The organism is Phreatobacter stygius, from assembly GCF_005144885.1.
GTDB lineage: Bacteria > Pseudomonadota > Alphaproteobacteria > Rhizobiales > Phreatobacteraceae > Phreatobacter > Phreatobacter stygius.
In genome coordinates, this window is record NZ_CP039690.1 from 4,056,482 (window position 1) to 4,079,337 (window position 22,856).

19 protein-coding genes are annotated in these 22,856 nt (G+C 66.1%); 12 read left to right on the forward strand and 7 right to left on the reverse strand.

Annotated features, from left to right (window positions below; genetic code table 11):
• Positions 1-73: 73 nt before the first annotated feature.
• The 5 genes from mdh to zapE form a co-directional block, all read right to left on the reverse strand.
• Complete coding sequence (gene mdh / locus E8M01_RS19060) at positions 74-1,039, reverse strand: malate dehydrogenase (RefSeq protein WP_136961569.1); 966 nt, start codon at positions 1,037-1,039, stop codon at positions 74-76.
• 389 nt (positions 1,040-1,428) lie between these two features.
• A complete protein-coding gene (locus E8M01_RS19065; protein WP_136961570.1) occupies positions 1,429-2,154 on the reverse strand; it encodes a carbonic anhydrase in 726 nt (241 codons plus the stop codon).
• A 131-nt stretch (positions 2,155-2,285) separates the two neighbouring features.
• On the reverse strand, positions 2,286-2,924 hold the full coding sequence (locus E8M01_RS19070; protein WP_136961571.1) for a TetR/AcrR family transcriptional regulator: 639 nt from the start codon (positions 2,922-2,924) through the stop codon (positions 2,286-2,288).
• A gap of 83 nt (positions 2,925-3,007) precedes the next feature.
• Entirely contained in the window at positions 3,008-3,973 is a 966-nt protein-coding gene (locus E8M01_RS19075) for an IS481 family transposase (protein WP_136959355.1), read from the reverse strand.
• 104 nt (positions 3,974-4,077) lie between these two features.
• Positions 4,078-5,253 carry a cell division protein ZapE gene (gene zapE, locus E8M01_RS19080; protein WP_136961572.1) on the reverse strand — a complete coding sequence of 392 codons (1,176 nt, stop codon included), beginning with the start codon at positions 5,251-5,253 and terminating at the stop codon, positions 4,078-4,080.
• Between the two features lie 193 nt (positions 5,254-5,446).
• Between zapE and sdhC the strand changes: the two genes are divergently transcribed.
• The 5 genes from sdhC (at position 5,447) to E8M01_RS19105 (ending at position 10,628) form a co-directional block, all read left to right on the forward strand.
• The gene (gene sdhC, locus E8M01_RS19085) at positions 5,447-5,854 is read left to right on the forward strand and encodes a succinate dehydrogenase, cytochrome b556 subunit (protein WP_136961573.1); all 408 of its coding nucleotides are present in this window, start codon (positions 5,447-5,449) and stop codon (positions 5,852-5,854) included.
• A 9-nt stretch (positions 5,855-5,863) separates the two neighbouring features.
• Positions 5,864-6,259 (forward strand): succinate dehydrogenase, hydrophobic membrane anchor protein, encoded by a 396-nt coding sequence (gene sdhD / locus E8M01_RS19090; RefSeq protein WP_136961574.1) that lies wholly within the window; start codon positions 5,864-5,866, stop codon positions 6,257-6,259.
• Positions 6,260-6,332: 73 nt separating this feature from the next.
• The gene (sdhA, locus tag E8M01_RS19095; RefSeq protein ID WP_136961575.1) at positions 6,333-8,153 is read left to right on the forward strand and encodes a succinate dehydrogenase flavoprotein subunit; all 1,821 of its coding nucleotides are present in this window, start codon (positions 6,333-6,335) and stop codon (positions 8,151-8,153) included.
• Between the two features lie 127 nt (positions 8,154-8,280).
• Positions 8,281-9,981: a carbamoyltransferase C-terminal domain-containing protein gene (locus E8M01_RS19100; protein ID WP_136961576.1), complete on the forward strand. Its 1,701-nt coding sequence runs from the start codon at positions 8,281-8,283 to the stop codon at positions 9,979-9,981.
• An 89-nt stretch (positions 9,982-10,070) separates the two neighbouring features.
• The gene (locus tag E8M01_RS19105; protein WP_136961577.1) at positions 10,071-10,628 is read left to right on the forward strand and encodes a hypothetical protein; all 558 of its coding nucleotides are present in this window, start codon (positions 10,071-10,073) and stop codon (positions 10,626-10,628) included.
• A 13-nt stretch (positions 10,629-10,641) separates the two neighbouring features.
• Here the strand turns inward: E8M01_RS19105 and E8M01_RS19110 are convergent, their stop codons facing one another.
• Positions 10,642-12,348: a Na/Pi cotransporter family protein gene (locus E8M01_RS19110; RefSeq protein ID WP_170181971.1), complete on the reverse strand. Its 1,707-nt coding sequence runs from the start codon at positions 12,346-12,348 to the stop codon at positions 10,642-10,644.
• A 109-nt stretch (positions 12,349-12,457) separates the two neighbouring features.
• A complete protein-coding gene (locus E8M01_RS19115; RefSeq protein ID WP_170181972.1) occupies positions 12,458-13,378 on the reverse strand; it encodes a LysR substrate-binding domain-containing protein in 921 nt (306 codons plus the stop codon).
• On the opposite strand from E8M01_RS19115, the gene E8M01_RS19120 reads away from it, so the two are divergent.
• From E8M01_RS19120 to pbfA, 7 genes are all read left to right on the forward strand, one after another.
• A complete protein-coding gene (locus E8M01_RS19120) occupies positions 13,349-14,644 on the forward strand; it encodes a 2-aminoethylphosphonate--pyruvate transaminase (protein WP_246088359.1) in 1,296 nt (431 codons plus the stop codon). The two genes, E8M01_RS19115 and E8M01_RS19120, sit on opposite strands and share 30 nt — an antisense overlap.
• Before the next feature lie 10 nt (positions 14,645-14,654).
• Positions 14,655-15,905, forward strand: a complete 1,251-nt coding sequence (gene phnA, locus E8M01_RS19125) for a phosphonoacetate hydrolase (RefSeq protein WP_136961581.1) — start codon at positions 14,655-14,657, stop codon at positions 15,903-15,905.
• 9 nt (positions 15,906-15,914) lie between these two features.
• Positions 15,915-17,366 carry a phosphonoacetaldehyde dehydrogenase gene (phnY, locus tag E8M01_RS19130; RefSeq protein ID WP_136961582.1) on the forward strand — a complete coding sequence of 484 codons (1,452 nt, stop codon included), beginning with the start codon at positions 15,915-15,917 and terminating at the stop codon, positions 17,364-17,366.
• 99 nt (positions 17,367-17,465) lie between these two features.
• Complete coding sequence (locus tag E8M01_RS19135; protein WP_136961583.1) at positions 17,466-18,497, forward strand: putative 2-aminoethylphosphonate ABC transporter substrate-binding protein; 1,032 nt, start codon at positions 17,466-17,468, stop codon at positions 18,495-18,497.
• 73 nt (positions 18,498-18,570) lie between these two features.
• Positions 18,571-19,692: a putative 2-aminoethylphosphonate ABC transporter ATP-binding protein gene (locus tag E8M01_RS19140; RefSeq protein ID WP_136961584.1), complete on the forward strand. Its 1,122-nt coding sequence runs from the start codon at positions 18,571-18,573 to the stop codon at positions 19,690-19,692.
• Complete coding sequence (locus tag E8M01_RS19145; RefSeq protein ID WP_136961585.1) at positions 19,689-21,401, forward strand: putative 2-aminoethylphosphonate ABC transporter permease subunit; 1,713 nt, start codon at positions 19,689-19,691, stop codon at positions 21,399-21,401. The genes E8M01_RS19140 and E8M01_RS19145 overlap by 4 nt, the downstream gene beginning before the upstream one ends.
• A complete protein-coding gene (pbfA, locus tag E8M01_RS19150; protein ID WP_136961586.1) occupies positions 21,401-22,792 on the forward strand; it encodes a (R)-1-hydroxy-2-aminoethylphosphonate ammonia-lyase in 1,392 nt (463 codons plus the stop codon). Before E8M01_RS19145 ends, pbfA begins: the two co-directional genes overlap by 1 nt.
• Positions 22,793-22,856: the final 64 nt, after the last annotated feature.

A 22,856-nucleotide genomic window follows, 5' to 3' on the forward strand; every position in this document is an offset into this window, starting at 1 on the left:
GCTTCAGGTTTCGAGGGGCTGGAGACGGCGGCCGTCCGGGGCCGCCGCCTTCGCGCGTTGTTGAGGCCGCCGATTACTTTGCGAGATCAGGGGCGATGGTCTTGCAGGCGTCGACCAGGCCCTTCACCGAAGCGACCGACTTGGCGAACATGTCCTGCTCGGACTTGTCGAGGTCGAACTCGATGATCTTTTCGACGCCGGTCGAACCGATCAGCACGGGCACGCCGACATACATGTCCTTCACGCCATATTGGCCGGTGAGATAGGCCGCCGCCGGCAGGACGCGCTTCTTGTCCTTCAGATAGCTCTCGGCCATCGCGATGGCGGAAGCGGCCGGCGCATAGAAGGCCGAGCCATTGCCGAGCAGCGCGACGATCTCGCCGCCGCCCTTGCGGGTGCGCTCGACGATGGCGTCGAGCTTGTCCTGGTTGAGCCAGCCGGACTTGACCACCTGGTTCAGCGGCACGCCGCCAACCGTCGAGTGGCGCACCATCGGCACCATGTCGTCGCCATGGCCGCCGAGCGTCCAGGCATGGATGTCCTCGATCGAGACGCCGGTGGCTTCGGCCAGGAACAGCGCGAAGCGCGAGGAATCGAGCACGCCGGCCATGCCGACCACCTTGTCCGCCGGCAGGCCGGAGAACTTCTGCAGCGCCCAGACCATGGCGTCGAGCGGATTGGTGATGCAGACGACGAAGGCGTTGGGGGCGTATTTCTTGATGCCGGCGCCAACCTGCTCCATGACCTTGAGATTGATGCCAAGGAGGTCGTCGCGGCTCATGCCGGGCTTGCGCGGCACGCCGGCCGTGACGATGCAGACATCGGCGCCTTCGATCGCCTCATAGGTGCCGGTGCCGGACAGCTTCGCATCGAAGCCCTCGACGGCGGAGGCCTGCGCGATGTCGAGCGCCTTGCCCTTGGCCGTGCCTTCGGCAATGTCGAACATGACGATGTCGCCAAGTTCCTTGATGCCGGCGAGAAGTGCCAGGGTGCCGCCGATCTGGCCGGAGCCGATCAGTGCGATTTTCTTGCGCGCCATGGGGAGGTCTTTCGGTGGGGCTGGTTACCGGGGCGGGAGGTCCCGCATAGCCGCTTCGATATCCACAATCGCGGCCCGGTTTCAAGCTGTGCTTCAGGATGATTTATGGTGGCCTGGACGGCCGGCCAAGGGGTTTGCGGCAAGCCGCGAAGGCGATGAGAAAGGCCAAACGTGGCAATGATTTGGTGCGATGCAACGGCTGCCGCCCGATGGACGCCCGGGACGCCTCCTGGTGCTCAAAAAACCGTGACGCCGGTCCTCCCGCGCTTGGGTTGCGCTGATCCGACTATTACAAATTTCAAAATTTGTAAATTGTCAGAGATCGCCAGCCGACGCGCCGGCCGCGGCGCAGGGTCGCTGATTTTCCCGATATCCCGACGCTGCCATGGTCAGGCGAAGAATTCCACTTCGCCGCTCTTCAGGTCGTAACGGGCCCCGACGACCCGCAGTTTGCCTGTCTTGGCCATGTCGGCGATAAGCGGCCCGGCGAGCTTCAGCCGGGCGACGGTCCTGCGGACATTCTCGCGGACGGTATTGTCGACGAAATCGCCGTCGCGTCCGCGCGCGGCGATCGCCGCCGGCACGATCGGCTCGATCATCGGCCCGATGGCGCCGGGGAAGGTGGCATTCTTGGCGACGACGTCACAGGCCGCCGCCACCGCGCCGCAGCGCTCATGGCCGAGCACCACGATCAAGGGCGATTTCAGCACCGCCGCACCATATTCCAGCGTGCCCATGGCCACCGTATCGACCGTGTTGCCGGCATTGCGGATGACGAACAGCTCGCCAAGGCTCAAGCCACCGAAGACCAGTTCGGGCGGCACCCGGCTATCGGCGCAACTGACCAGGGTTGCCCATGGCGCCTGGCCGGCGACCAGCTCGCGCCGGCGCTTGGCCATGTCGGAGACACAGGCCTGCGGATCGGCGACGAAACGCCGGTTGCCCGCCTTCAGCTGCTCCAGAGCCTGGTCGGGGCCGAGATGGGTCGGAGGGGTGTCGGAGGCCGCGGCCGTTCCGATGGCCCCCAGGCCGCCGAGCGTGGCCATGATCCCGAGCGCGCCGTGAACCAACACATGCCGGCGCGTCCGCCGCATCGTGACGCAGGTCTCGCACATGACGGTTCCCCCCGATCGTCCGGCACGGCGTGGCAGGGCACGCGACGTCCGGACGTCAGGTGAACCTATGGCAGCCAAAATGACATGAATATCGTGGGAATTGCTTAGCAGCCGGCCTCCGCCGGCCGATCTCAGACGCCGCCGGAGACCAGCGTGCGGATGACGACACGCGCCATCACCGAAAGCCGGGCCTCGACCTGCGCGCGGGTGAGGTCGCGGGTTTCCATCACCAGGGCCGGGTGAATGAAGCGTTGCATGGCGTCGGCGACGAAGGCGACCGCCTTTTCCTCGTCCCTGATCCGGAACGGGCCCGGTTCCAGCCCTTCGTCGACGATCGCCGAGAGGAACGAGCGCAGCCGCGCGCGATGGGCGGTGATGGTGTCGCGCCGACCCTCCCAGAAGGTCGCATAGGCGCCATAGATCGCCGGGTCGCGATCGAGGCCGTCGCGTTGCGCCTTGGCCCAGGCGGTCAGAAACCGTTCCAGCTTGTCGTCGGCCGGGTCCGGCGCGTTGGCGATGTCGCCGAGCGCCATCTCGACCGAACGGGTCCAGGCGACCACCACCGCTTCCACCAGGCCGGCCTTGGACGGGAAGAAGCGATAGACATTGGCGTGGCTCATGCCGGCCTCCCGGGCGACCGCCACCACCGTGACGCGCTCCGGCCCGAAGCGGCGGATATGCTCGGCGGCAATCGCGACGAGGCGCGCCTGGACCCGGTCTTCCAGGGGCGGGGCGGCCGGCGGCCGGTAGGTTTCAGCGCGGCGCGCCATGGACCGCCCTGGAATATCGGATCAATGCGATGACCATCGTCTGGACCTCTGGCAGGCGGTTTGGTGATCAACCGCCGGCAAGACTAGCTGTTTAGTCCCGGCATTTGATGGAGTGGATCGAGCCTGAATCGTTGAGGCTCTGTTGTCCAGAGTTTGCAGATGAATTCGTAGGGTGTGAGGCCCTTGAGGGTCTTCAGCCTCCGCCCGAAATTGTAGGCGCTGACGAAGTCGGCGAGATGCGCTTCGAACTGCCGGTGGCTGTCGTAGTGGTAACGCTTGACGGTGGCTTCTTTGATGGTGCGGTTCATGCGCTCGACCTGGCCGTTAGTCCAAGGGTGCTTCACCTTGGTGAGGCGGTGCTCGATGCCGTTCTCCTGGCAGCGCATGCCGAACATGTGCGTCACGTAGCGCGCCGTCGGACCATCGGCATACCGTGGCGGGAAGGTGAACTGGATGCCGTTGTCGGTGAGAACGGTATGGATCTTGTAGGGGACGGCCTCGATCAAGGCCGAGAGGAAGGCTGACGCGGAGGTCCGCCCCGTCTTCCTGACGATCTGTACGACGGCGAATTTGCTCGTGCGATCGATGGCGACATAGAGGTACAGCTTGCCCTCAGCGGTCTGCACCTCGGCGATATCGATGTGGAAGAAGCCGATCGGATAGGATTTGAACTTCGTCTTCGCCGGCTTCTCGCCTTCGACCTCGGGCAGGCGGCTGATCCCGTGACGCTGCAGGCAGCGGTGCAGGGATGACCGCGTCAGCGTCGGGATCGTCGGCTGTAGCGCATAGAGGCAGTCGTCGAGCGGCAGCAAAGTATGCTTCCGGAAGGCGACGATCACGGCCTCTTCCTCAATCGTCAGCACTGTCGAAGTCGGGTTCTTCGGCCCGGTCGGCACATCGGTCACCGAGGTCCGCTTCTTCCACTTCGCGACCGTCTTCTGGTTAATCCCGTAGCGCTTAGACAGAGCCCTCAGGCTCTCTTGACTATGTTGTATCGCTCGACGGACCGCCTCAGTCGTCGTGGCGCTCCCGTGGAGAACCTGGCCCATAGCGCGTCCCTCGATTCCTGCATCGAGATTGCACCATCAAAGCCCGGGATCAAACAACTAGCCGGCTTTTCCCGCCGCGTCCGGGGAAGCCGTCGGCCCTGCCGTCAGGTCTCCACGATGCCGCCGGTATCGGCGGAGGGCTCGACGCGGCGTTCATGCGGCGCGGCCAGATAGTCCTCCGACCGCATCTCGATCAGCCGCGAGGCGGTCCGGTTGAATTCGAAGACTTCGACGCCTTCGTCGGACAGATAGAGGCCGGTCGGTTCGGCGCCGGCGCTCGCCACCAGCTTGACGCTGTTGTCGTAGAGCGCGTCGATCAGGGTGATGAAGCGCTTGGCCTCGTTGCGCATGCCGAGCCCGCGCATCACCGGGATGCGGTCGATCAGCACGGTGTGATAGGCGTGCGCGATCGCCAGATAGTCCGACGCCCCGAGCGGTCTTTCGCAGAGCTCGGCGAAACTGAAACGGGCGAGGCCGCGGGCCTGGCGCGGCACCGCGACATGGCGGCCCTTGACGATCAGTTCGCTCGGCTCGCCCTCGGCGCCGCCGGTCAGTCGCGCCCAGGCCTCGTCCATGGCCTGGTCGCCGCCGGCCCCCAGCGGCACGGTCCAGACCGGCCGCCCGGCAAGCTTTTCCAGGCGGAAATCGGTGCGTGATTCGAGCTTCACCACCGCCATCCGCTCCTGCAGCAGCTTGATGAAGGGCAGGAACAGGGCCCGGTTGAGACCGTCCTTGTAGAGCTGGTCGGGCACCACGTTGGAGGTGGCGACCACCACAACGCCTTCCTCGAACAGTTTCGTGAACAGCCGCCCGAGGATCATGGCGTCGGCGATGTCGGTCACCGAGAACTCGTCGAAACAGAGCAGCCAGGCCTCCTCGGCAAGCTCCATCGCCACCGGCGCGATCGGATCGTCGCCCTTGACCTCGCCGCTCTTCAGCTTCTGGCGATAGGCGTGGATCCGTTCGTGCACATCGGCCATGAATTCATGGAAATGGGCGCGGCGCTTGCGGCGCACCGGGCTTGCCGCCATGAACAGGTCCATCAGCATGGTCTTGCCGCGGCCGACCTCGCCCCAGATGTAGAGGCCGGTGACCGGTTCGCGCTTCTCGCCGCGGGAGAACAGCCAGGCCAGCGCCGAGGATTTGCGCCGGGACAGGCGGAAATCGGCGAGTTCTTCGTTCAGTCGGTTGAGCCGCTTCGCCACCGCTGCCTGCGCTGCGTCGAAGGAAATCTCACCGGCTTCGACGAGTGCATGGTAGCGGGACAGCGTATCGGCCATGGGCCCGAGCCATTAGCGGGCGGCGGAAAAGCCCGCAAGTCATTGTGCCGCAGGGGCGCTTTGACTAATTGAAAACAGTTCTACCCCCTTCGTCGGACACCGCCTCCGTTGCGTCGGGCCCCGGGGTTTCGTAAACAGACGCGTGATTTCCGGCGGCCGGTCCCATCCGGCCAGCCATGAGGACCTGCCGACAATGGCCGATGTGAAGCCGACAACCGTCCGCCCGCTATCCCCGCACCTGCAGATTTACCGGCCGATGCTGACGATGATGATGTCCATCGTCCACCGCATTACCGGCGCGGCGCTGTTCTTCGGCACCCTGCTGATGGTCTGGTGGCTGGTGGCGGCGGCTTCCGGCCCGAGCGCCTATGCCACCTTCCAGTGGTTCGCCGGCTCGTTCATCGGCCGGCTCGTGCTGTTCGGTTATACCTGGGCGCTGTTCCACCACATGCTCGGCGGTATCAGGCATTTCATCTGGGACACCGGCCGCGGTTTCGGGCCGCAGGAGCGCGAATGGCTGGTGCGCGCCAATGTCATCGGCTCGGTGGCGCTGACGATCCTGACCTGGATCGTCGCCTATGCCGTGCGCGGCGGGGTCTGAGGAAACATCATGTCGGAACCGAAATCCTCCATGCGCACCCCGCTCGGCAGCGTCCGCGGCCTTGGCTCGGCCAGGTCCGGCACCGAGCATTTCTGGATGCAGCGGGTGACCGCCGTCGCCAACATCCCGCTGTCGCTGTTCGTGGTCGGCCTGATCATCTCGACCGCCGGCAGCAATTATTCGGCGGTCAAGGCGACGCTCGGTTCGCCGATCGTGGCCATTCCGCTGCTGCTCTTCGTCATCTCGGCGACCTATCACATGCGTTTGGGCATGCAGATGATCATCGAGGACTATGTCCCGGCCGAGGGCACGCGCATCGTGCTCTTGCTGCTCAACACCTTCTTCTCGGTGATCGTGGCGCTCGCCTCGATCTTCGCGATCCTGAAACTGTCGTTCGGCGTCTGACGCCCGAGCCGACCCGATCGATATCCGGCGCCTCGACCGCGCCGCGACAGCCGCCTACCAGGAGCACCGTGCCATGGCTCAAGCCGCCGGACCCGCCGTCAATGGCCGCGCCTACGACATCACCGACCACACCTATGACGTCGTCATCGTCGGCGCCGGCGGTGCCGGCCTGCGCGCCGTCGTCGGCTGCGCCCAAGCCGGTCTGAAGACCGCCTGCATCTCCAAGGTGTTCCCGACCCGCTCGCACACGGTGGCGGCCCAGGGCGGCATTTCGGCCTCGCTCGGCAATATGGGCGAGGACGACTGGCGCTGGCACATGTACGATACGGTCAAGGGTTCCGACTGGCTGGGCGACCAGGACGCCATCGAATATCTCGTGCGCAATGCGCCGGCGGCGGTCTATGAGCTCGAGCATTGGGGCGTGCCGTTCTCGCGCACCGAGGCCGGCAAGATCTACCAGCGGCCGTTCGGCGGCATGACCACCCATTACGGCAAGGGCACCGCGCAGCGCACCTGCGCCGCCGCCGACCGCACCGGCCATGCCATCCTGCACACGCTTTACGGCCAGGCGTTGCGCAACAATGCCGAGTTCTTCATCGAATATTTCGCCATCGACCTGATGATGTCCGAGGACGGCCGCTGCCTCGGCGTGGTCGCGCTGAAGATGGATGACGGCACGCTGCATCGCTTCCGCGGCCGCCAGACCATCATGGCGACCGGCGGTTACGGCCGCGCCTATTTCTCGGCGACCTCGGCCCATACCTGCACCGGCGACGGCAATGCCATGGTGCTGCGCGCCGGCCTGCCGCTGCAGGACATGGAATTCGTCCAGTTCCATCCGACCGGCATCTATGGTTCCGGCTGCCTGATCACCGAGGGGTCGCGCGGCGAGGGCGGCTACCTGACCAATTCCGAGGGCGAGCGCTTCATGGAGCGTTATGCGCCCTCCGCCAAGGACCTGGCCTCACGCGACGTCGTCTCGCGTTCGATGACCATGGAGATCCGCGAGGGCAGGGGGGTGGGCAAGAACAAGGACCACATCTACCTGCATCTCGACCATCTCGACCCGAAGATCCTGCACGAGCGCCTGCCGGGCATTTCGGAAAGCGCCAAGATCTTCGCCGGCGTCGATGTGACCAAGGAGCCGATCCCGGTCATCCCGACGGTCCACTACAACATGGGCGGCATACCGACGAACTATCACGGCGAGGTCTATACCAAGAAGGGCGGCGACCCGGATGCCATCGTCCCCGGCCTGATGGCGATCGGCGAGGCGGCCTGCGTCTCGGTGCACGGCGCCAACCGGCTCGGCTCCAATTCGCTGATCGACCTCGTGGTGTTCGGCCGGGCCGCCGGCCTGCGCGCCGCCGAGACGGTGGTTGCCGGCGAAAAGCACCAGGATCTGCCGAAGGAAGCCTCCGAGCTTGCCCTGTCGCGGCTCGACAAGTTCCGCAACGCCTCGGGCGGCACGCCGACCGCCCAGCTGCGCGCCAAGATGCAGGGCATCATGCAGTCGAACTGCGCGGTGTTCCGCACCGGCGAGGTGCTCGAAGAGGGCCAGAAGCTGATCCACGAGGTCTGGCAGGGGTCGAGCGACATCAAGACGACCGATCGCTCGCTGATCTGGAATTCCGACCTGATCGAGACCCTCGAGTTCGACAACCTGATCAGCCAGGCCGTGGTCACCATGGACTCGGCCGCGAACCGCCAGGAAAGCCGGGGCGCGCATGCCCGCGAGGATTTCGCCGAGCGCAACGACAAGGACTGGATGAAGCACACCCTGGCTTTCGCCGACGACAACGCCAGGTCGGTGACCATCGATTATCGGCCGGTCCACACCTATACGATGACCAACGACATCCAATATATCGAGCCCAAAGCCCGGGTGTATTGAGCCTTGCGTCTCTCGAGGCCTGCTCGTTGAGCGGATCGCCATTCCGGTTCGCCGCCGTGCGCGAGGCCGCGGCGGACCGGTGCCCAGCCATGGTCGACGCCTTCGCCGTCGGGAAACGGATTGCCGCGTGATCATTCTAGGCTTCTACCAATCGCATGATGCCTGCGCGGCGCTTTACGACGACTACAAGGTCATCGCTTCGGTCGCGCTGGAACGGGCTACCCGGATCAAGACCGACGGCTACCGTTTTCCGGCCGAGGCCATGGCGGAATGCCTGGGCCAGGCTGGCCTGACGGCGGAAGCGATCGACGTCGTCTGCTATCCGCGCATGCGTTATCCGGCCGGCGAGGTGCACCGGGCCTTCCATCCGTTCGGCGGGCTGCTGCCGCGGCGCAAGGTCGATCCGATCGCGCCCTTGCGTGCCGGCAAGGCGGCGTCGCTCGCCGAAATCGTCGATGTCGAGCGCTTCAGCCGCAACCATGGCCTGCCGACGGGCGCCACGCCGTTCTTCTACAACCACCACAAGGCCCATGCGCTGGCGACGCTCAGCCACATGCCGGTGGACGAGGCGCTGATCTATACCTCCGACGGCGGCGGCGACGACATCTTCTATTCGGCGCGGCTGCTGAAGGACGGCAAGCTGGCCGACCTGTTCGGCGGCGAGGCCGATACCCTGAAAAAGCCGGTGCCGCAGCGGCCGGGCGACAGCCTCGGCAAGCTCTACGCCTATGTCACCGAAGCGCTCGGCTTCAAGGCACTGCGCCACGAGGGCAAGGTTCTCGGGCTCGCGGCCTACGGCAAGCCGGTACATGCCGAGCGGCTGACCGCGCTCTACCAGGTCTCCGACGACGGCCAGATTCATTGCCGCCTGCCGCGCTGGCGAGTGCGCATGCTGGTCAGGTCGCTCGCCGGCAAAGCCTCTCGCGAGGACATGGCGGCAAGCGTCCAGCAGACCCTTGAAACCGTTTGCCTCGAGGCGCTCGGCAAGCTCCTGAAGCGCCACCCGGTCAGCCACCTCGGACTGTCGGGCGGCGTTTTCGCCAATGTGAAGCTGACCCAGCGGATCGCCGAGCGTTTCGATCTCGACGAGGTCTTCGTCTATCCGGCCATGTCCGACCAGGGCGAGGCCGATGGCGGCGTGCTGGAATATCTGCTCGCCCGCGACGGCCTCGAGACCTGGCTGAAGCAGCGCGAACGGCTCACCACGGTCTATCGCGGCCGCGACTATGAAGACGCCGTGGAGGCCTGTTTCACCGGCGGTGGCGCGACCCGCCGGCCGGTCGTCGATCCGATCGAGGAGGCCGCCGCCCTGATCACCGCCGGCCAGATCGTCGGCACTTATCTCGGCCGCATGGAATATGGGCCGCGCGCGCTCGGCGCCCGCTCGATCATGGCGAGTGCCGTCGACCGCTCGATCAATGACTGGCTGAACAAGCGGCTCGACCGCACCGACTTCATGCCCTTCGCGCCGGTGGTTCGGGCCGAACGGGCGCGCGACCTGTTCCTTTTGCCGGAATCGCTCATCCACACCGCCAATTTCATGACGGTGACCTGCGACGTGAAGCCGGAATGGCGCGACCGCATCCCGGCCTGCGTCCATGTCGACGGCACCGCGCGGCCACAGATCATCCATCGCGAGCAGAACCCGGTCTATTACGACGTGCTGCACGCCTATGAGCGGATGACCGGCATACCCGCCCTGATCAACACCTCGTTCAATGTCCACGAGGAGCCGATCATCAACCGGCCGGAGGAAGCCTTGCGCGCGCTGAAAGAGGGGCGTGTCGACCACCTCCTGTCGACCGGCGGGGTCTGGTCTCCAGGCTGAAACAGTCGGCGTGGCCGGACCATTTGCGCGCCGTCGTCCAGCCACATTGACCATGCGGAATAGTGCGGTCGCCTCGCCGTGGAGCGTTCATGCGCCGCCTTCTCCGCCCGTTCATCGTCATTGCCGCGATCATCATCCTGGTCGAGACCTGGCTGTGGGAGCGCATCGGCCCGGCGATCCGGCGGGTCATCGCCGCCTTGCCTTTCGCCGCGCTCAAGCAGGCCATTCATGACGGGCTCACGCGGCTGCCGCCCTATGCGACGCTCGGCGTCTTCGTCATTCCGGTGCTGCTGCTGATCCCGTTCAAGCTGGCCGGCCTGTCGCTGATCGCCCATGGCCACGTCATTCTCGGCTGCGGCGTCTTCCTGCTCGCCAAGGTGGTCGGCGTCGGCCTCGAGGCCTTCCTGTTCGAGGCCTGCAAGCCGAAGCTCCTGCAGATCCCGCTGTTCGTCAGGCTCTACGACACCTGGAACCGCTGGGTGATCTGGGCTCACGGTCATATCGACCCGGTGAAGAGGCGTTTGCAGGCCTATACCCGGCTGGTTCGCGGCGGCCGTTCCGGCCGCGCCTTCAAGCTGCTCATGCGGTTCCGCCGCATCCAGCGCGAACGCGCCGCCCAGATGGAAGGCGCTGCCGGCCGCGCCTGAGCCTCGGGGGCGATCAGGCGGGCGCTCGGGCGCCGCTGACGGCCGGTACCGGCGGTTTCTCGTCCTGCGCCTTGAGGCGCGAGTCGGAGAGCTCGCCGGCCGCCTCGAGGATCGGATAGGCGGTCGAGGCCAGGTGTCCGTGAATGCGTTTCAGATCGCGCACCACATCGAGATGGATCGCGCTGGTTTCCATCGATTCGAGCCGTCCCGCCCGCAGCCGGGCATAGTGGCTCTTGGTGGCATGGCGCTCGGCCACCCGGATGGCCGATTTCTCGGCGACCAGGCGTCGGGCCATGTCGACGTCGCGGGTGGCGAAGACGTTCATCGCCAGCGCCATATTGGCCATGACGATGGCGTGCAGCGACAGAAGCTCATCACGCCCTTCCTGCGAGAAGGCCAGGCCCTTGCGGGCGCGCTTGGCGGCGAGCTCCATCAGGTTCTTGTCGATGATATCGCCGATATGCTCGAGATGGGTGGCGAAGCTGACGATCTCCATCGCGCGCCGGCCCTCCTCTTCGGTCATCTCGGCGCGCGACGCCTTGACCAGATAGAGTTTCAGGCTCTCGAACAGCCGGTCGGCAATGTCGTCGAGTTTCTCGATCTCGCGCACCACCCTGACGTCGCTTGCGGTCATCGCCTCCGGGATGCGGCGCACCATGGCACTGACGTGATTGCCGAGTTCGAGCGCCTCGCGCATGGCGCAGGCCAGCGCCTCCGGCGGCGACATCACCAGGTTCGGATCGAGGTGACGGGCGACCCCCGGGTCGTTATCGGCCGGCGGCTCGGGCAGGATGCGTTCGATGAGGCTGGCGACCGGCCCGCACAGCGGCAGGAAAACGCCGGCGACAACAACGTTGAACAGCGTGTGCGCATTGGCCACCAGCCGTGCCGGGTCGCCGCCGCCGAGCCATTCCGTCAGGGTCGAGAGAGGGCCGAGCCAAGGCAGCACCGCCGCGACCGCCAGGCCGCGCATCAGGAGATTGCCGAGCGGCACCCGCCGCGCCGCCGCCGGCGATCCCGACAGCGCGAGGAACGGCGCCGCTGCGCCACCCAGGTTGGCGCCGAGCACCAGGGCGAGGGCAAGCGTCGGCGGCACCGCGCCGGAATGGGCCAGCGACATGGTGAACAGGATCATCGCGAGGCTCGAATGCACCGCCCAGGTGGCCAGCGCCATCACCACGACGGCGAGCGTCGGGGCACTGGCCAGCGCTTCCAGCGCGCCGCGAAACAGCTCGGAATGCTGCAGCACCGTGGCGGCCGCGCTGATCTCGCGTAGCGACAGCAGCATCACGCCGATGCCAAAGGCGATCCGCGCCAGCCCACGCGTCCGGCCGGCGTCGGTTGCCATCGCAAGGCCGACGCCGGTCGCGACCAGGACCGCCCACAGCGCCTTGACGTCGAAGGCGAGAAGTTGGGCTGCGAGCGTCGATCCGACATCGGCGCCGAGCATCATGGTCAAGGCGAGCGGCAGGGCGACCAGCTTCTGGCCGGCGAAGGCGCCGACCAGCAGCGCGGTCGCGGTCGCCGACTGCAAGAGCCCGCTGACGAAGCCCCCCATCAGGAAGGCGCGCCAACGGCGGCGCGAGGCTGCAGCGAGCAAGCGGCGAAGCTCGGTCCCGAAGGCTCCGGTGACGCCGACACGCACCTGCCTGACGCCCCAGAGCAGCAGGGCGACACTGCCGACCAGCGTCATCGCCAGTTCGGTTGGACCTGACGCCATGCCGCCGCCTCCTGCCATCTGACGCGTTCCGGTCGCGTCGAGTGCCGAGGCTATGGCTGGCGTTTCATAGCAACAAGCTGAGCTCCACTATGGCACCTATCGAGATCATCTATGGTTCGCGGGCGATCCGCGGTGGCGGCCGCGGCTCGTCGAGCCAGTGATTATCGGCCGCGAGCGCCGCGGCGGTATCGAAGAACAGCGAGACCAGCGACAGCGGGCGGCGCTCGATCAGGGTGACCGCATATTCCGCGACATCCAGTCCCGGCCCTTCGACGAACAGGGCGCGAAACCGCGGATCGACGCCGAACTCGCTCAGGAACACCACGCCTATGCCGAAATTCGACGCGACCGCCTCGCGCACGGCTTCGCGGGTCTGCACCTCGAACAATGCCTTCGGCCGGACACCGGCCTGGGCCAGCCGTGCCTCGAACACCTCGCGGGTGATCGATCCGCGTTCGCGGACGACGAGATCGCTGCCGGCCAGATCCTCGATGGCCAGGACGCCGCGGTCGGCCCAGGGGTGGTCCTTGGGCACGAAGACGACCAGCCGGTCGCGGCGCAACGGGTTTGCCACCAGGCGCGGATCGGAGACCGGATGAGCGGTGACCGCGACATCGACCTCGAAGCCGAGCAGCAGGTTCAGGACATCGACCGAATTGCCGATGCGCAGCTGAAAACTCAAACCCCGATGCCGGTCGCGCATGGCGGCCAGAACCGGCATGACGTGATAGGCGCTGTCGGCGGCGACGCGCAGGTGCCCGCGCACCGCCCATTTGGTGCCGGCAAGCAGGATACGGGCTTCCTCCTCCAGCACGAAGAGCTGCGCCGTGACGCGGTGCAATGACTGGCCCATGGGCGTCAGCCGCGCGCCGCGTCCTTTCCGGTCGAACAGGTTGACGCCATAAGCCTGTTCGAGCGCCCGCACCTGGCTCGACAAGGTCGGCTGCGAGACGCCCGCGGTGCGCGCCGCCAGCGTGAAGCTGCCGGCTGCGGCGACCAGGTGAAAGGCACGAAGCTGCGTCAGGTTCATCGTACTATCATAGACAGGATCAATAGTGTCCATTCAAACGATAGACTAGTCAATCGGGCCGCCCCGTCATTACCGTTCTTCGAAATCAAAGCGAAGCGCAGGAGGATGGAAATGCCGGACGAGATGACGGTGGCCAGATCCGAGACGGGCGACCCGTTGCTGCTGACGCCTGGGCCGCTCACGACGTCGAAGAGCGTCAAGGCCGCCATGGTCCATGACTGGGGCTCCCGCGACGCGGCGTTCCTCCGGATCAACCGGGAGGTTCTGGAGCGGCTGCCGGCCATCGTCAACGGCGGCGCGGACTATGTCACGGTGCCGGTGCAGGGCTCGGGCACCTTTGCGGTCGAAGCCATGCTGACGAGTTTCGTGCCGGCCGGCGGCTGCTGCCTGCTCGTCATCAACGGCGCTTATGGCCAGCGTGCGCGGCGCATCCTGGAGATCGCCAAGCGGCGCACGGTCGTCTGCGAGACGGCCGAGGACACGCCACCGGATCTCGATCGCATCGAACAGGTGCTGAAGGCCGATCCCGGCATCACCCATATCTTCGTGGTTCATTGCGAGACCACTTCGGGCATCCTCAACCCGGTGCACGAGATCGGCGCGCTCGCGGCAAAATACGCCAAGGGCTATCTGGTCGATTCGATGTCGGCCTTCGGAGCCCTGCCGCTCGATGCGCCCGCGGCCCATGCCGATGCCGTCGCGGCCTCCTCCAACAAATGCATCGAGGGCGTGCCGGGGCTGGGCTTCGTGATCTGCCGCCGGGCCGCGCTGGTGGCGACCGACGGCAATGCGACGACCTTGACGCTCGATCTGCTCGACCAGTCGAGGGTTCTCGAAAAGACCGGACAATACCGCTTCACGCCGCCGATCCATGTCATCGTCGCCTTCCACCAGGCGCTGACCGAGTTTTTTGCCGAAGGCGGACAGCCGGGTCGCGGCGGCCGCTACGCCGGCAACTGTCAGGAACTGATCGACGGCATGCGCGCCATGGGCTTCGAGACCTTGCTGCCCGACGCGCTGCAGGCGCCGATCATCGTCACCTTCCGGATGCCGGCCGATCGCCGCTTCGTCTTCCAGACCTTCTACGACAAGCTGAAAGACCGCGGTTTCGTGATCTATCCCGGCAAGCTGACGGTGGCCGACTCTTTCCGCATCGGCTGCATCGGGCGGCTCGACCGAAGCCATATGCGGCTCGCCCTGGACGCCATTCGCGAGGTTCTGCACGAACTCGGCGTCGCATCGGTCGCCGCCCACAAGGCCGCGTGAGGAGACCGTCATGAACATGCAAACTCCCGTGACCGTCGACTGCAATGGCCGCACCTACCGGTTCCCGCGCACGCCGACCGTGGTCGTCTGCATCGACGGCTCGGAGCCCGGCTATATCGAGGCGGCGATCGCCGCGGGTCTCGCACCGAATTTCGACCGGCTCATGCGTAACGGTGCGCACCTCACCGCGAAATCGGTGATCCCGAGCTTCACCAATCCGAACAACATGTCGATCATCACCGGCCGGCCACCGGCGGTGCATGGCATCGCGGGCAATTATTTCTACGACCGCGACGCGGGCGTCGAGGTGATGATGAACGAGGCGCGTTTCCTCCGCGCGCCAACCATCATGAAGGCCTTTCACGACGCCGGCGCCAAGGTCGCCGTCGTCACCGCCAAGGACAAGCTGCGCGCGCTGCTCGCCAAGGATCTCGACATGGCGACCGGCCGGGCCGTCGGTTTCTCCTCGGAGAAGGCCGACAAGGTGACGCTTGCCGACAACGGCATCACCGATGTCCTCGGGCTGGTCGGCATGCCGGTGCCGGACGTCTATTCGTCCGACCTGTCCGAATTCGTCATGGCGGCCGGCGTCAAGCTGATGACGAGCTTCCGCCCTGACGTCATGTACCTGTCGACCACCGACTATGTGCAGCACAAGGCCGGTCCCGGCTCGGACTTCGCCAATGGCTTCTATGCCATGATGGACCGCTATGTCGGCGCCCTCGATGCCGCCGGCGCGGTCGTCGTGCTGACCGCCGACCACGGCATGAACGACAAGCACCTGGCCGACGGCACGCCCGACGTCATCTATCTGCAGGAGCACCTCGATGCCTGGCTCGGCGCCGGGGCCGCGCGGGTCATTCTGCCGATCACCGATCCCTATGTCGTCCATCACGGTGCGCTCGGCTCGTTTGCCACGGTCTACATCCACGGCGATGTCGACGTACCGGACCTGATCGGCCGCATCGCCGGTCTCGCGGGTGTCGATCTCGTGGTTGCCTCTGACGAGGCGTGCCGGACCTTCGAACTGCCGGCCGATCGCATCGGCGACCTCGTGGTGATCTCCGGACGGCACAAGGTCATCGGCACCTCGCGCGAGCGGCACGATCTCTCCGGACTGACCGAACCGCTGCGCTCCCATGGCGGCCTGACCGAGCAGACCGTGCCGATGATCGCCAACCGCAAGGTCGAGCCGTCGGCCGGGTCCACATTGCGCAATTTCGACGTGTTCGACGTCGCGCTCAACCGCGTCACTGCTTGAGAGGCCGTCATGAACGCTCCCGTCAAGCTCGAGCCCCGTCACGAGACGATGCGCATCGCCGGCCGGCTGGCCGACACCGGCGAGACCATCGAGGTGCGCAATCCCTATAGCGGCGAGATCGTCGGCACCGTGCCGGCGGCCCGCCCCGAACACGTGCGTGAAGCCTTCGCCAAGGCCCGGGCTTTCCGTTCCGCACTCTCCCGCTTCGAGCGCCAGCGCATCCTGCAACGCACGGCCGAGCTGCTGCGCGACCGCAAGGAGGAGTTCGCCCGCCTGATTAGCGCCGAAACCGGCCTGTGCTGGAAGGACGCGCTTTATGAGGCCTCGCGGGCCTATGACGTGTGGTCCTTCGCCGGCCAGCTCACCATCAAGGACGATGGCGAGGCTTTCGCCTGCGACATCAGTCCGAACGGCAAGGCGCGACGTATCTTCACCATGCGCACGCCGCTGCTCGGGGTTATCTCGGCGATCACGCCGTTCAATCATCCGCTCAACATGGTGAGCCACAAGCTCGCCCCGGCGATCGCCACCAACAACCGCCTCGTCCTCAAGCCGACCGAACTGACCCCGCTGACCGCGCTGGCACTGGCCGATGTCCTCTACGAGGCTGGCCTGCCGCCCGAGATGCTGTCGGTCGTCACCGGCAATCCCTCGACCATGGGCGATGCCATGATCACCGATCCGGACGCCGATCTGATCACTTTCACCGGCTCGGTGCGCGTCGGCAAATATATTGCCGACAAGGCCGGCTATCGCCGTGTCGTGCTCGAACTCGGCGGCAATGATCCGCTGATCGTCATGGAGGATGCCGACCTCGACAAGGCGGCCGAGCTCGCCGTCCAGGGGGCGACCAAGAATTCCGGCCAGCGCTGCACCGCGGTGAAACGCATCCTGGTGGTCGAGAGCGTCGCCGACGCATTCTCGGCCCTGGTGCTGGACAAGGCGAAGAAGCTGAAATGTGGCAATCCGGCCGATCCCGAGGTCGATGTCGGAACGGTGATCAACGAGCGTTCCGCCAAACTGTTCGAGGCACGCGTCATCGACGCCGTGGCGAAGGGCGCCAGGCTCTTGCACGGCAATGACCGGCAGGGGGCTTTGTATCCGCCGACCGTGGTCGACCACGTTCCCTATGATTGCGAGCTCGTCCGCGAGGAGACCTTCGGTCCGGTCATCCCGATGATCCGGTGCCCCGACGACATCGGCGAGGTCATCAGGATCTCCAATTCGACCGCCTACGGGCTGTCATCCGGCGTCTGCACCAACCGGCTCGACCACATCACGCGTTTCGTCACCGAGCTCGAGGTTGGCACGGTTAATGTATGGGAAGTTCCAGGCTACCGCACCGAAATGTCGCCCTTCGGCGGCATCAAGGATTCAGGGCTCGGCGAAAAGGAGGGGGTGGTCGAGGCGATGAAGGGCTTCACCCACGTCCGGACCTATTCACTGCCCTGGCCGGTCTGACATCTGCCCGTCACATCCCGCTCGAATTGTCACGAGAAGCGGGGGCGGGAAGGGGACGTGCATGAGCGGCAGAACTTAATTCTCGGGAGGGGAACGTCTATGAAAGCTCTATTGGCGGTGGGCTTCGTGCTCGCCATGGTGTTTGGAACCGCGGCGCCGGCGGCGGCCCAGAAGACCCGTGTCACCATCTACACCGCGCTCGAGAACGAACAGCTCGCGCCGTTCAAGCAGGCGATCGAGGCGGCGGTGCCGGGTGTCGACGTCGCCTGGTTGCGCGACTCGACCGGCGTCATCACGGCGCGCTTTCTGGCCGAGCGCGAACGGCCGCAGGCCGACATGGTCATGGGGCTGGCGGCTTCGAGCCTCTTGATGTTCGAACAGGCCAATCTGCTCGAAGCCTATACGCCGCGCGGCGTCGAGGCCTTGAAGCCGGCGTTCCGCGATCAGGCCGTGCCGGTCACCTGGACCGGCATGGATGCCTTCCTCGGTGTCATTTGCTTCAACACGGTCGAGGCGCGCAAAGCCAATGTGGCGGTGCCGGCGACCTGGCGCGATCTCACCGTGCCCGCCCTGCGCGGCCAGATCGTCATGCCGCATCCGGCCTCGTCCGGCACCGGCTATCTGATGGTCGCCATGTGGCTGCAGCTGATGGGTGAAGAGGCCGGCTGGCGCTTCATGGACCAGTTGCACGAGAACGTCGCGACCTACACCCATTCCGGCTCGGCGCCCTGTGTCCAGGCGGCGCGTGGCGAGCGTATCGCCGGCATCTCGCTCGACATGCGCGGCGCGCGTGAACGCACGCAGGGCGCGCCGATCGAGGTCGTGGTTCCCGCCGAAGGCACCGGCTGGGACATGGAGGCCGCGGCGATCGTCCGTGGCCGTCCCCAGGCGCAGACGGATGCGGCGCGCCGCATCATGGACTGGGTCGCGACCAAGGGTGCCAATGAGCTCTATGCGCGATCTTATGCGGTGGTAGCCTATCCCGGCATCACCAGCGCGCCGGCGAATTATCCGGCCAATGCGGAAGCCCGCATGTTCGCCAATGATTTCGGCTGGATGGCCTCGAACCGCACGCGCGTCCTCGCCGAGTGGTCGCGCCGTTACGAGGCCAAGGCGGCGGCGCGCAACTGAGCAAAGAAGCGGTTGGGCGGGCCGCGCCTCGCGGCTCGTCCGTCCGGTGACACGACGAGCGTGAGGTGCGCCTATGCTTCGTGATGATCCCTTGGCAACGTCGACAGCGCCCTTTCTCAGCATTCGTGGGCTGGTCAAGCGCTTCGGCAGCTTCACCGCGCTCGACACCGTCGATCTCGACGTTGCGCGCGGCGAGTTCGTCTGTTTTCTCGGGCCCTCCGGTTGCGGCAAGACGACCCTGCTGCGCGCCATTGCCGGGCTCGAACGGCAGAATGCCGGCTCGATCACTCTGGCGGGCCGCGACGTGTCTGAGGCTCCGCCTTCGGAGCGCGACTTCGGCATCGTCTTCCAGTCCTATGCGCTGTTTCCCAATCTGACCATTGCCGACAATATCGGCTACGGGCTGGTCAACCGGCGGCAGCCAAAGGCCCAGATCGCAGCACGGGTCGCCGAACTCCTGGCGCTCGTCGGCCTGCCCGAGCAGGGGCTCAAATATCCGGTGCAGCTCTCCGGCGGCCAGCAGCAGCGTGTCGCGCTTGCCCGGGCGCTGGCCACCGTGCCGAGCCTGCTCCTGCTCGACGAGCCGCTCTCCGCGCTCGATGCCCGGGTGAGGATGCGCCTGCGCGACGAGATCCGCGGCATCCAGCGCCAGCTCGGGGTCACCACCATCATGGTGACCCACGACCAGGAGGAGGCGCTGACCATGGCCGACCGCATCGTGGTGATGAACCAGGGCGTCATCGAGCAGATCGGCACGCCCTTCGAGATCTACAGCCATCCCGCGACCGCTTTCGTCGCCGATTTTGTTGGCCACATGACCTTCCTCGACGCAATCGTGACGGGGCCGGGCAAGGTCAAGGTCGGCGAGCTCGAACTCGACGTGGCGCACTGCCAGGACTATCGCCCCGGCACGGCGGTGCGCCTGGCGATGCGCCCCGAGGATGTCCGCACCCGCAGCATCGATGCGGCAACGCCGAACCGGTTCGAGGCAAGGGTCGGACGGCTGGCTTTTCTCGGTGCGTTCTGCCGCGCCGAACTGGCACCGCTGGCGTCGCCCGGCATTCCGATCTCGGCCGATTTCTCCACCAATGCCATGCGCGATCTCGAGATCGCCGCGGGCCAGACACGCTTCGTCGCCTTCCCGCCGGAGTCCTTGCGGGTGTTTCCCCGCGAGGACAGGGGAGCTCGGGCATGAGCGCCGCTACCGCGACATTGCGTGCCGGTGCTCCGGCCCGGCATAGAGCGACACAGGGGCGCGAGAGCCTGGTCGCAACGGTGCTGGTCTGGGGTCTCTGCGCGATCCTGGCGCTCATCATCGCGCTGCCGTTATGGGCGCTGCTGTCCAAGAGCTTTCAGAACGCCGATGGCGGCTTCATCGGGCTGGCGAATTACCTGCGCTATGTCTCGACGCCGACCCTGTTCGTTTCGCTGTTGAACAGCGTCATGATCGCCGCGTTGACCACCGTGATCGTCGTGCCGTTGGGGTTTGTCTATGCCTATGCGCTGACCCGCAGCTGCATGCGGCTGAAGCCGCTGTTCTACGCGCTGGCGCTCCTGCCGATCTTCGCGCCGTCGCTGCTCTCGGCTCTGGCGCTGATCTATGTGTTCGGCAACCAGGGCCTTTTGAAGGGGTGGCTCGTCGGCGGCTCGATCTACGGACCGATCGGTATCGTCGCCGGCCAGGTGTTCTATTGCCTGCCTTATAGCGTCCTGATCATGGTGACCGCCTTGTCGATCGCCGACGGGCGGCTCTATGAGGCCGCCGAGGCACTCGGCACCTCGCGTGCCCGGGTGTTTCGCACGGTGACCTTGCCCGGCGCCCGCTATGGGCTGATCTCGGCCCTGTTCGTGGTGTTCACCCTCTCGGTCACCGATTTCGGCATCGCCAAGGTGATCGGCGGCAATTTCGCGGTGCTCGCCACCGACGCCTACAAGCAGGTCGTCGGCCAGCAGGATTTCGAGATGGGCGCGGTCGTCGGCATGATCCTGCTGATCCCGGCGGTGATCGCCTTTCTGGTCGAGCGGGCCGCGCAGAAGCGGCAAGTGGCCTTGCTCTCGGCGCGCGCGGTGCCCTTCGAGCCGCGCCGCCGTTTCGGTCGCGACGCCCTGCTGACGCTCTACTGCCTCGTTGTCGGCGGGCTGGTGCTGGCGCTTTATGGCGTCGCGGTCTGGGCGTCGTTCATCCGCTACTGGCCCTACAACCTGTCGCTCACGACGGCGAATTACGACTTCGCCAATTTCGAGCCGACCGGCTGGCAGCCCTATTTCAATTCGGTCGTCATGTCGGCGGCGGTGGCGGTGATCGGCACGGTCCTGGTGTTCACCGGCGCCTATGTGGTCGAGAAGCTGAAAGTCGCGCCGATCGGCCGGCAGGTCGCCAGTTTCCTGGCGCTGCTTCCGATGGCGGTTCCCGGCCTGGTCCTGGGCCTGGGTTATGTGTTCTTTTTCAACGCGTCGTGGAACCCGCTCAACGTGCTCTACGGCACGCTGACGATCCTGGTGATCAACTGCATCGCGCATTTTTATACGACCGGCCATATCACCGCGACCACGGCCCTGAAGCAGATCGATCCGGAATTCGAGGCGGTGTCGGCGGCGCTGAAGGTGCCGTTCTGGGTGACGTTCCGGCGCGTCATGGTGCCGATCTCGATGCCGGCGATCCTCGACATCGCGGTCTTCATGTTCGTCAACGCGCTGACCACGGTCTCGGCGGTCATCTTTCTCTATGGCGGCGACAGCAAGCTCGCCTCCGTTGCGATCGTGCATATGGACGAGGCCGGCGCCATCGCAGCCGCGGCGGCAATGGCGACCTGCATTCTGTTCACCGCCATCCTGGTGCGCGGGCTGCACATTCTGGTCGAAAGGACGCTGCTTGCGCGCCTTCAGGTCTGGAGGCGACGCTGATGCTCCCCCGCCACGGTTCCGGTTCGGCTTCGGTCGCGCAATCGGAAAGCGACACCAATCTGACCGACCGGCGCCGCGCCTGGCAGGCGCGGTCTCTCGATGCTCCGACGCAACGGGTCCTGGCCGAGGATGCGCGCCATTTCCTGCACCAATCGGTGTCGACCCCGTGCCTGAATGCGATCGCCAAGGCGGAGGGACTGTACATTCAGGACGTCGCCGGCCGGCGCTACATGGATTTTCACGGCAACAACGTCCATCACATCGGTTATGGCCATCCGCGATTGAAGGCGGCCATCACAAAGCAGATGGACGACCTGCCCTTCGCGCCGCGGCGCTACGCCTGCGAGCCGGCCGTGCTGCTGGCGGAAAAGCTTGCGGCCATCGCACCCGGCAACCTCTCGAAGGTGCTGTTCACGACCGGCGGATCGGATGCCGTCGAGGTTGCCGTCAAGGTGGCGCGCGCCGCCACCGGGCGGTTCAAGACCCTGTCGTTCTGGGATGCCTTCCATGGCGCGGGCTTCGGGGCGGCGAGCCTGTCGGGCGAGGCGCTGTTCCGGTCCGGTCCGGCGGCGCCGCTCCTCGCCGGTGCGCAGCACGTGGCGCCGTTCGGCTGCTATCGCTGCCCTTACGGCCATCCCGTCGACGGCGACGGACAGCCTGATCTCGACCGCTGCCACATGGCCTGCGCGACCATGGTGGACTATGTGCTGTCGCGTGAGGGCGACGTCGCGGCGGTGATCGCCGAGCCGGCGCGCGCGGTGCCCTATCTGCCGCCGCCGGGTTATTGGCGTGCGGTCCGCGAAGCCTGCGACCGGCACGGCGTGCTGCTGATCTTCGACGAGATCCCGACCGGCCTCGGCAAGACCGGCCGCATGTTCGCCTGCGAGCACGACGGCGTCGTGCCCGACATCCTGGTGCTCGGCAAGGGGCTCGGCGGCGGCATCCTGCCGATCGCCGCCGTCATCGCGCGGCCCGAACTCGACGTCGGCGGCGCCTACGCCTTCGGCCATTACACCCACGAGAAGAACCCGGTGACGGCGCGCGCCGCGCTCACCACGATCGAGATCATCGAGGAGGAAGGGCTGGTCGAGAACGCCGCCCGTGTCGGAGCGGTCGCCCTGGCACGCCTGCACGACATGAAGCGGCGTCTGCCGGCCATTGGCGACGTGCGCGGCCGCGGCCTGCTCCTCGGCATTGAACTGGTCAAGAGCCGGACGACCAAGGAGCCGGCCTTCGATCTCGCCGAGCAGGTGATGTACCGGGCGCTCGATCGCGGACTGTCGTTCAAGACGACCATGGGCAATGTGCTGACCCTGACGCCGCCGCTGATCGTCACCGAGGCCGAGATGCATCGCGCCCTCGATATCCTGGAGGAAGCGATTGCCGGTTAGCCCTGAACCGAACCGGCCCTGGTTGATGTCCAGCGGCGCCGCAGCGGCGCATGGGCCTTGCCGC

Coding starts and splice junctions, on each gene's coding strand:
- E8M01_RS19110 (WP_170181971.1), bottom strand. CDS start 12,348: ATGGCGTCAGGTCCAACCGAACTGGCGATGACGCTGGTCGGCAGTGTC.
- E8M01_RS19070 (WP_136961571.1), bottom strand. CDS start 2,924: ATGGCGCGCCGCGCTGAAACCTACCGGCCGCCGGCCGCCCCGCCCCTG.
- E8M01_RS19140 (WP_136961584.1), top strand. CDS start 18,571: ATGCTTCGTGATGATCCCTTGGCAACGTCGACAGCGCCCTTTCTCAGC.
- mdh (WP_136961569.1), bottom strand. CDS start 1,039: ATGGCGCGCAAGAAAATCGCACTGATCGGCTCCGGCCAGATCGGCGGC.
- pbfA (WP_136961586.1), top strand. CDS start 21,401: ATGCTCCCCCGCCACGGTTCCGGTTCGGCTTCGGTCGCGCAATCGGAA.
- E8M01_RS19075 (WP_136959355.1), bottom strand. CDS start 3,973: ATGGGCCAGGTTCTCCACGGGAGCGCCACGACGACTGAGGCGGTCCGT.
- E8M01_RS19115 (WP_170181972.1), bottom strand. CDS start 13,378: ATGAACCTGACGCAGCTTCGTGCCTTTCACCTGGTCGCCGCAGCCGGC.
- E8M01_RS19145 (WP_136961585.1), top strand. CDS start 19,689: ATGAGCGCCGCTACCGCGACATTGCGTGCCGGTGCTCCGGCCCGGCAT.
- E8M01_RS19065 (WP_136961570.1), bottom strand. CDS start 2,154: ATGTGCGAGACCTGCGTCACGATGCGGCGGACGCGCCGGCATGTGTTG.
- E8M01_RS19105 (WP_136961577.1), top strand. CDS start 10,071: ATGCGCCGCCTTCTCCGCCCGTTCATCGTCATTGCCGCGATCATCATC.
- E8M01_RS19135 (WP_136961583.1), top strand. CDS start 17,466: ATGAAAGCTCTATTGGCGGTGGGCTTCGTGCTCGCCATGGTGTTTGGA.
- phnA (WP_136961581.1), top strand. CDS start 14,655: ATGAACATGCAAACTCCCGTGACCGTCGACTGCAATGGCCGCACCTAC.
- phnY (WP_136961582.1), top strand. CDS start 15,915: ATGAACGCTCCCGTCAAGCTCGAGCCCCGTCACGAGACGATGCGCATC.
- sdhC (WP_136961573.1), top strand. CDS start 5,447: ATGGCCGATGTGAAGCCGACAACCGTCCGCCCGCTATCCCCGCACCTG.
- zapE (WP_136961572.1), bottom strand. CDS start 5,253: ATGGCCGATACGCTGTCCCGCTACCATGCACTCGTCGAAGCCGGTGAG.
- sdhD (WP_136961574.1), top strand. CDS start 5,864: ATGTCGGAACCGAAATCCTCCATGCGCACCCCGCTCGGCAGCGTCCGC.
- sdhA (WP_136961575.1), top strand. CDS start 6,333: ATGGCTCAAGCCGCCGGACCCGCCGTCAATGGCCGCGCCTACGACATC.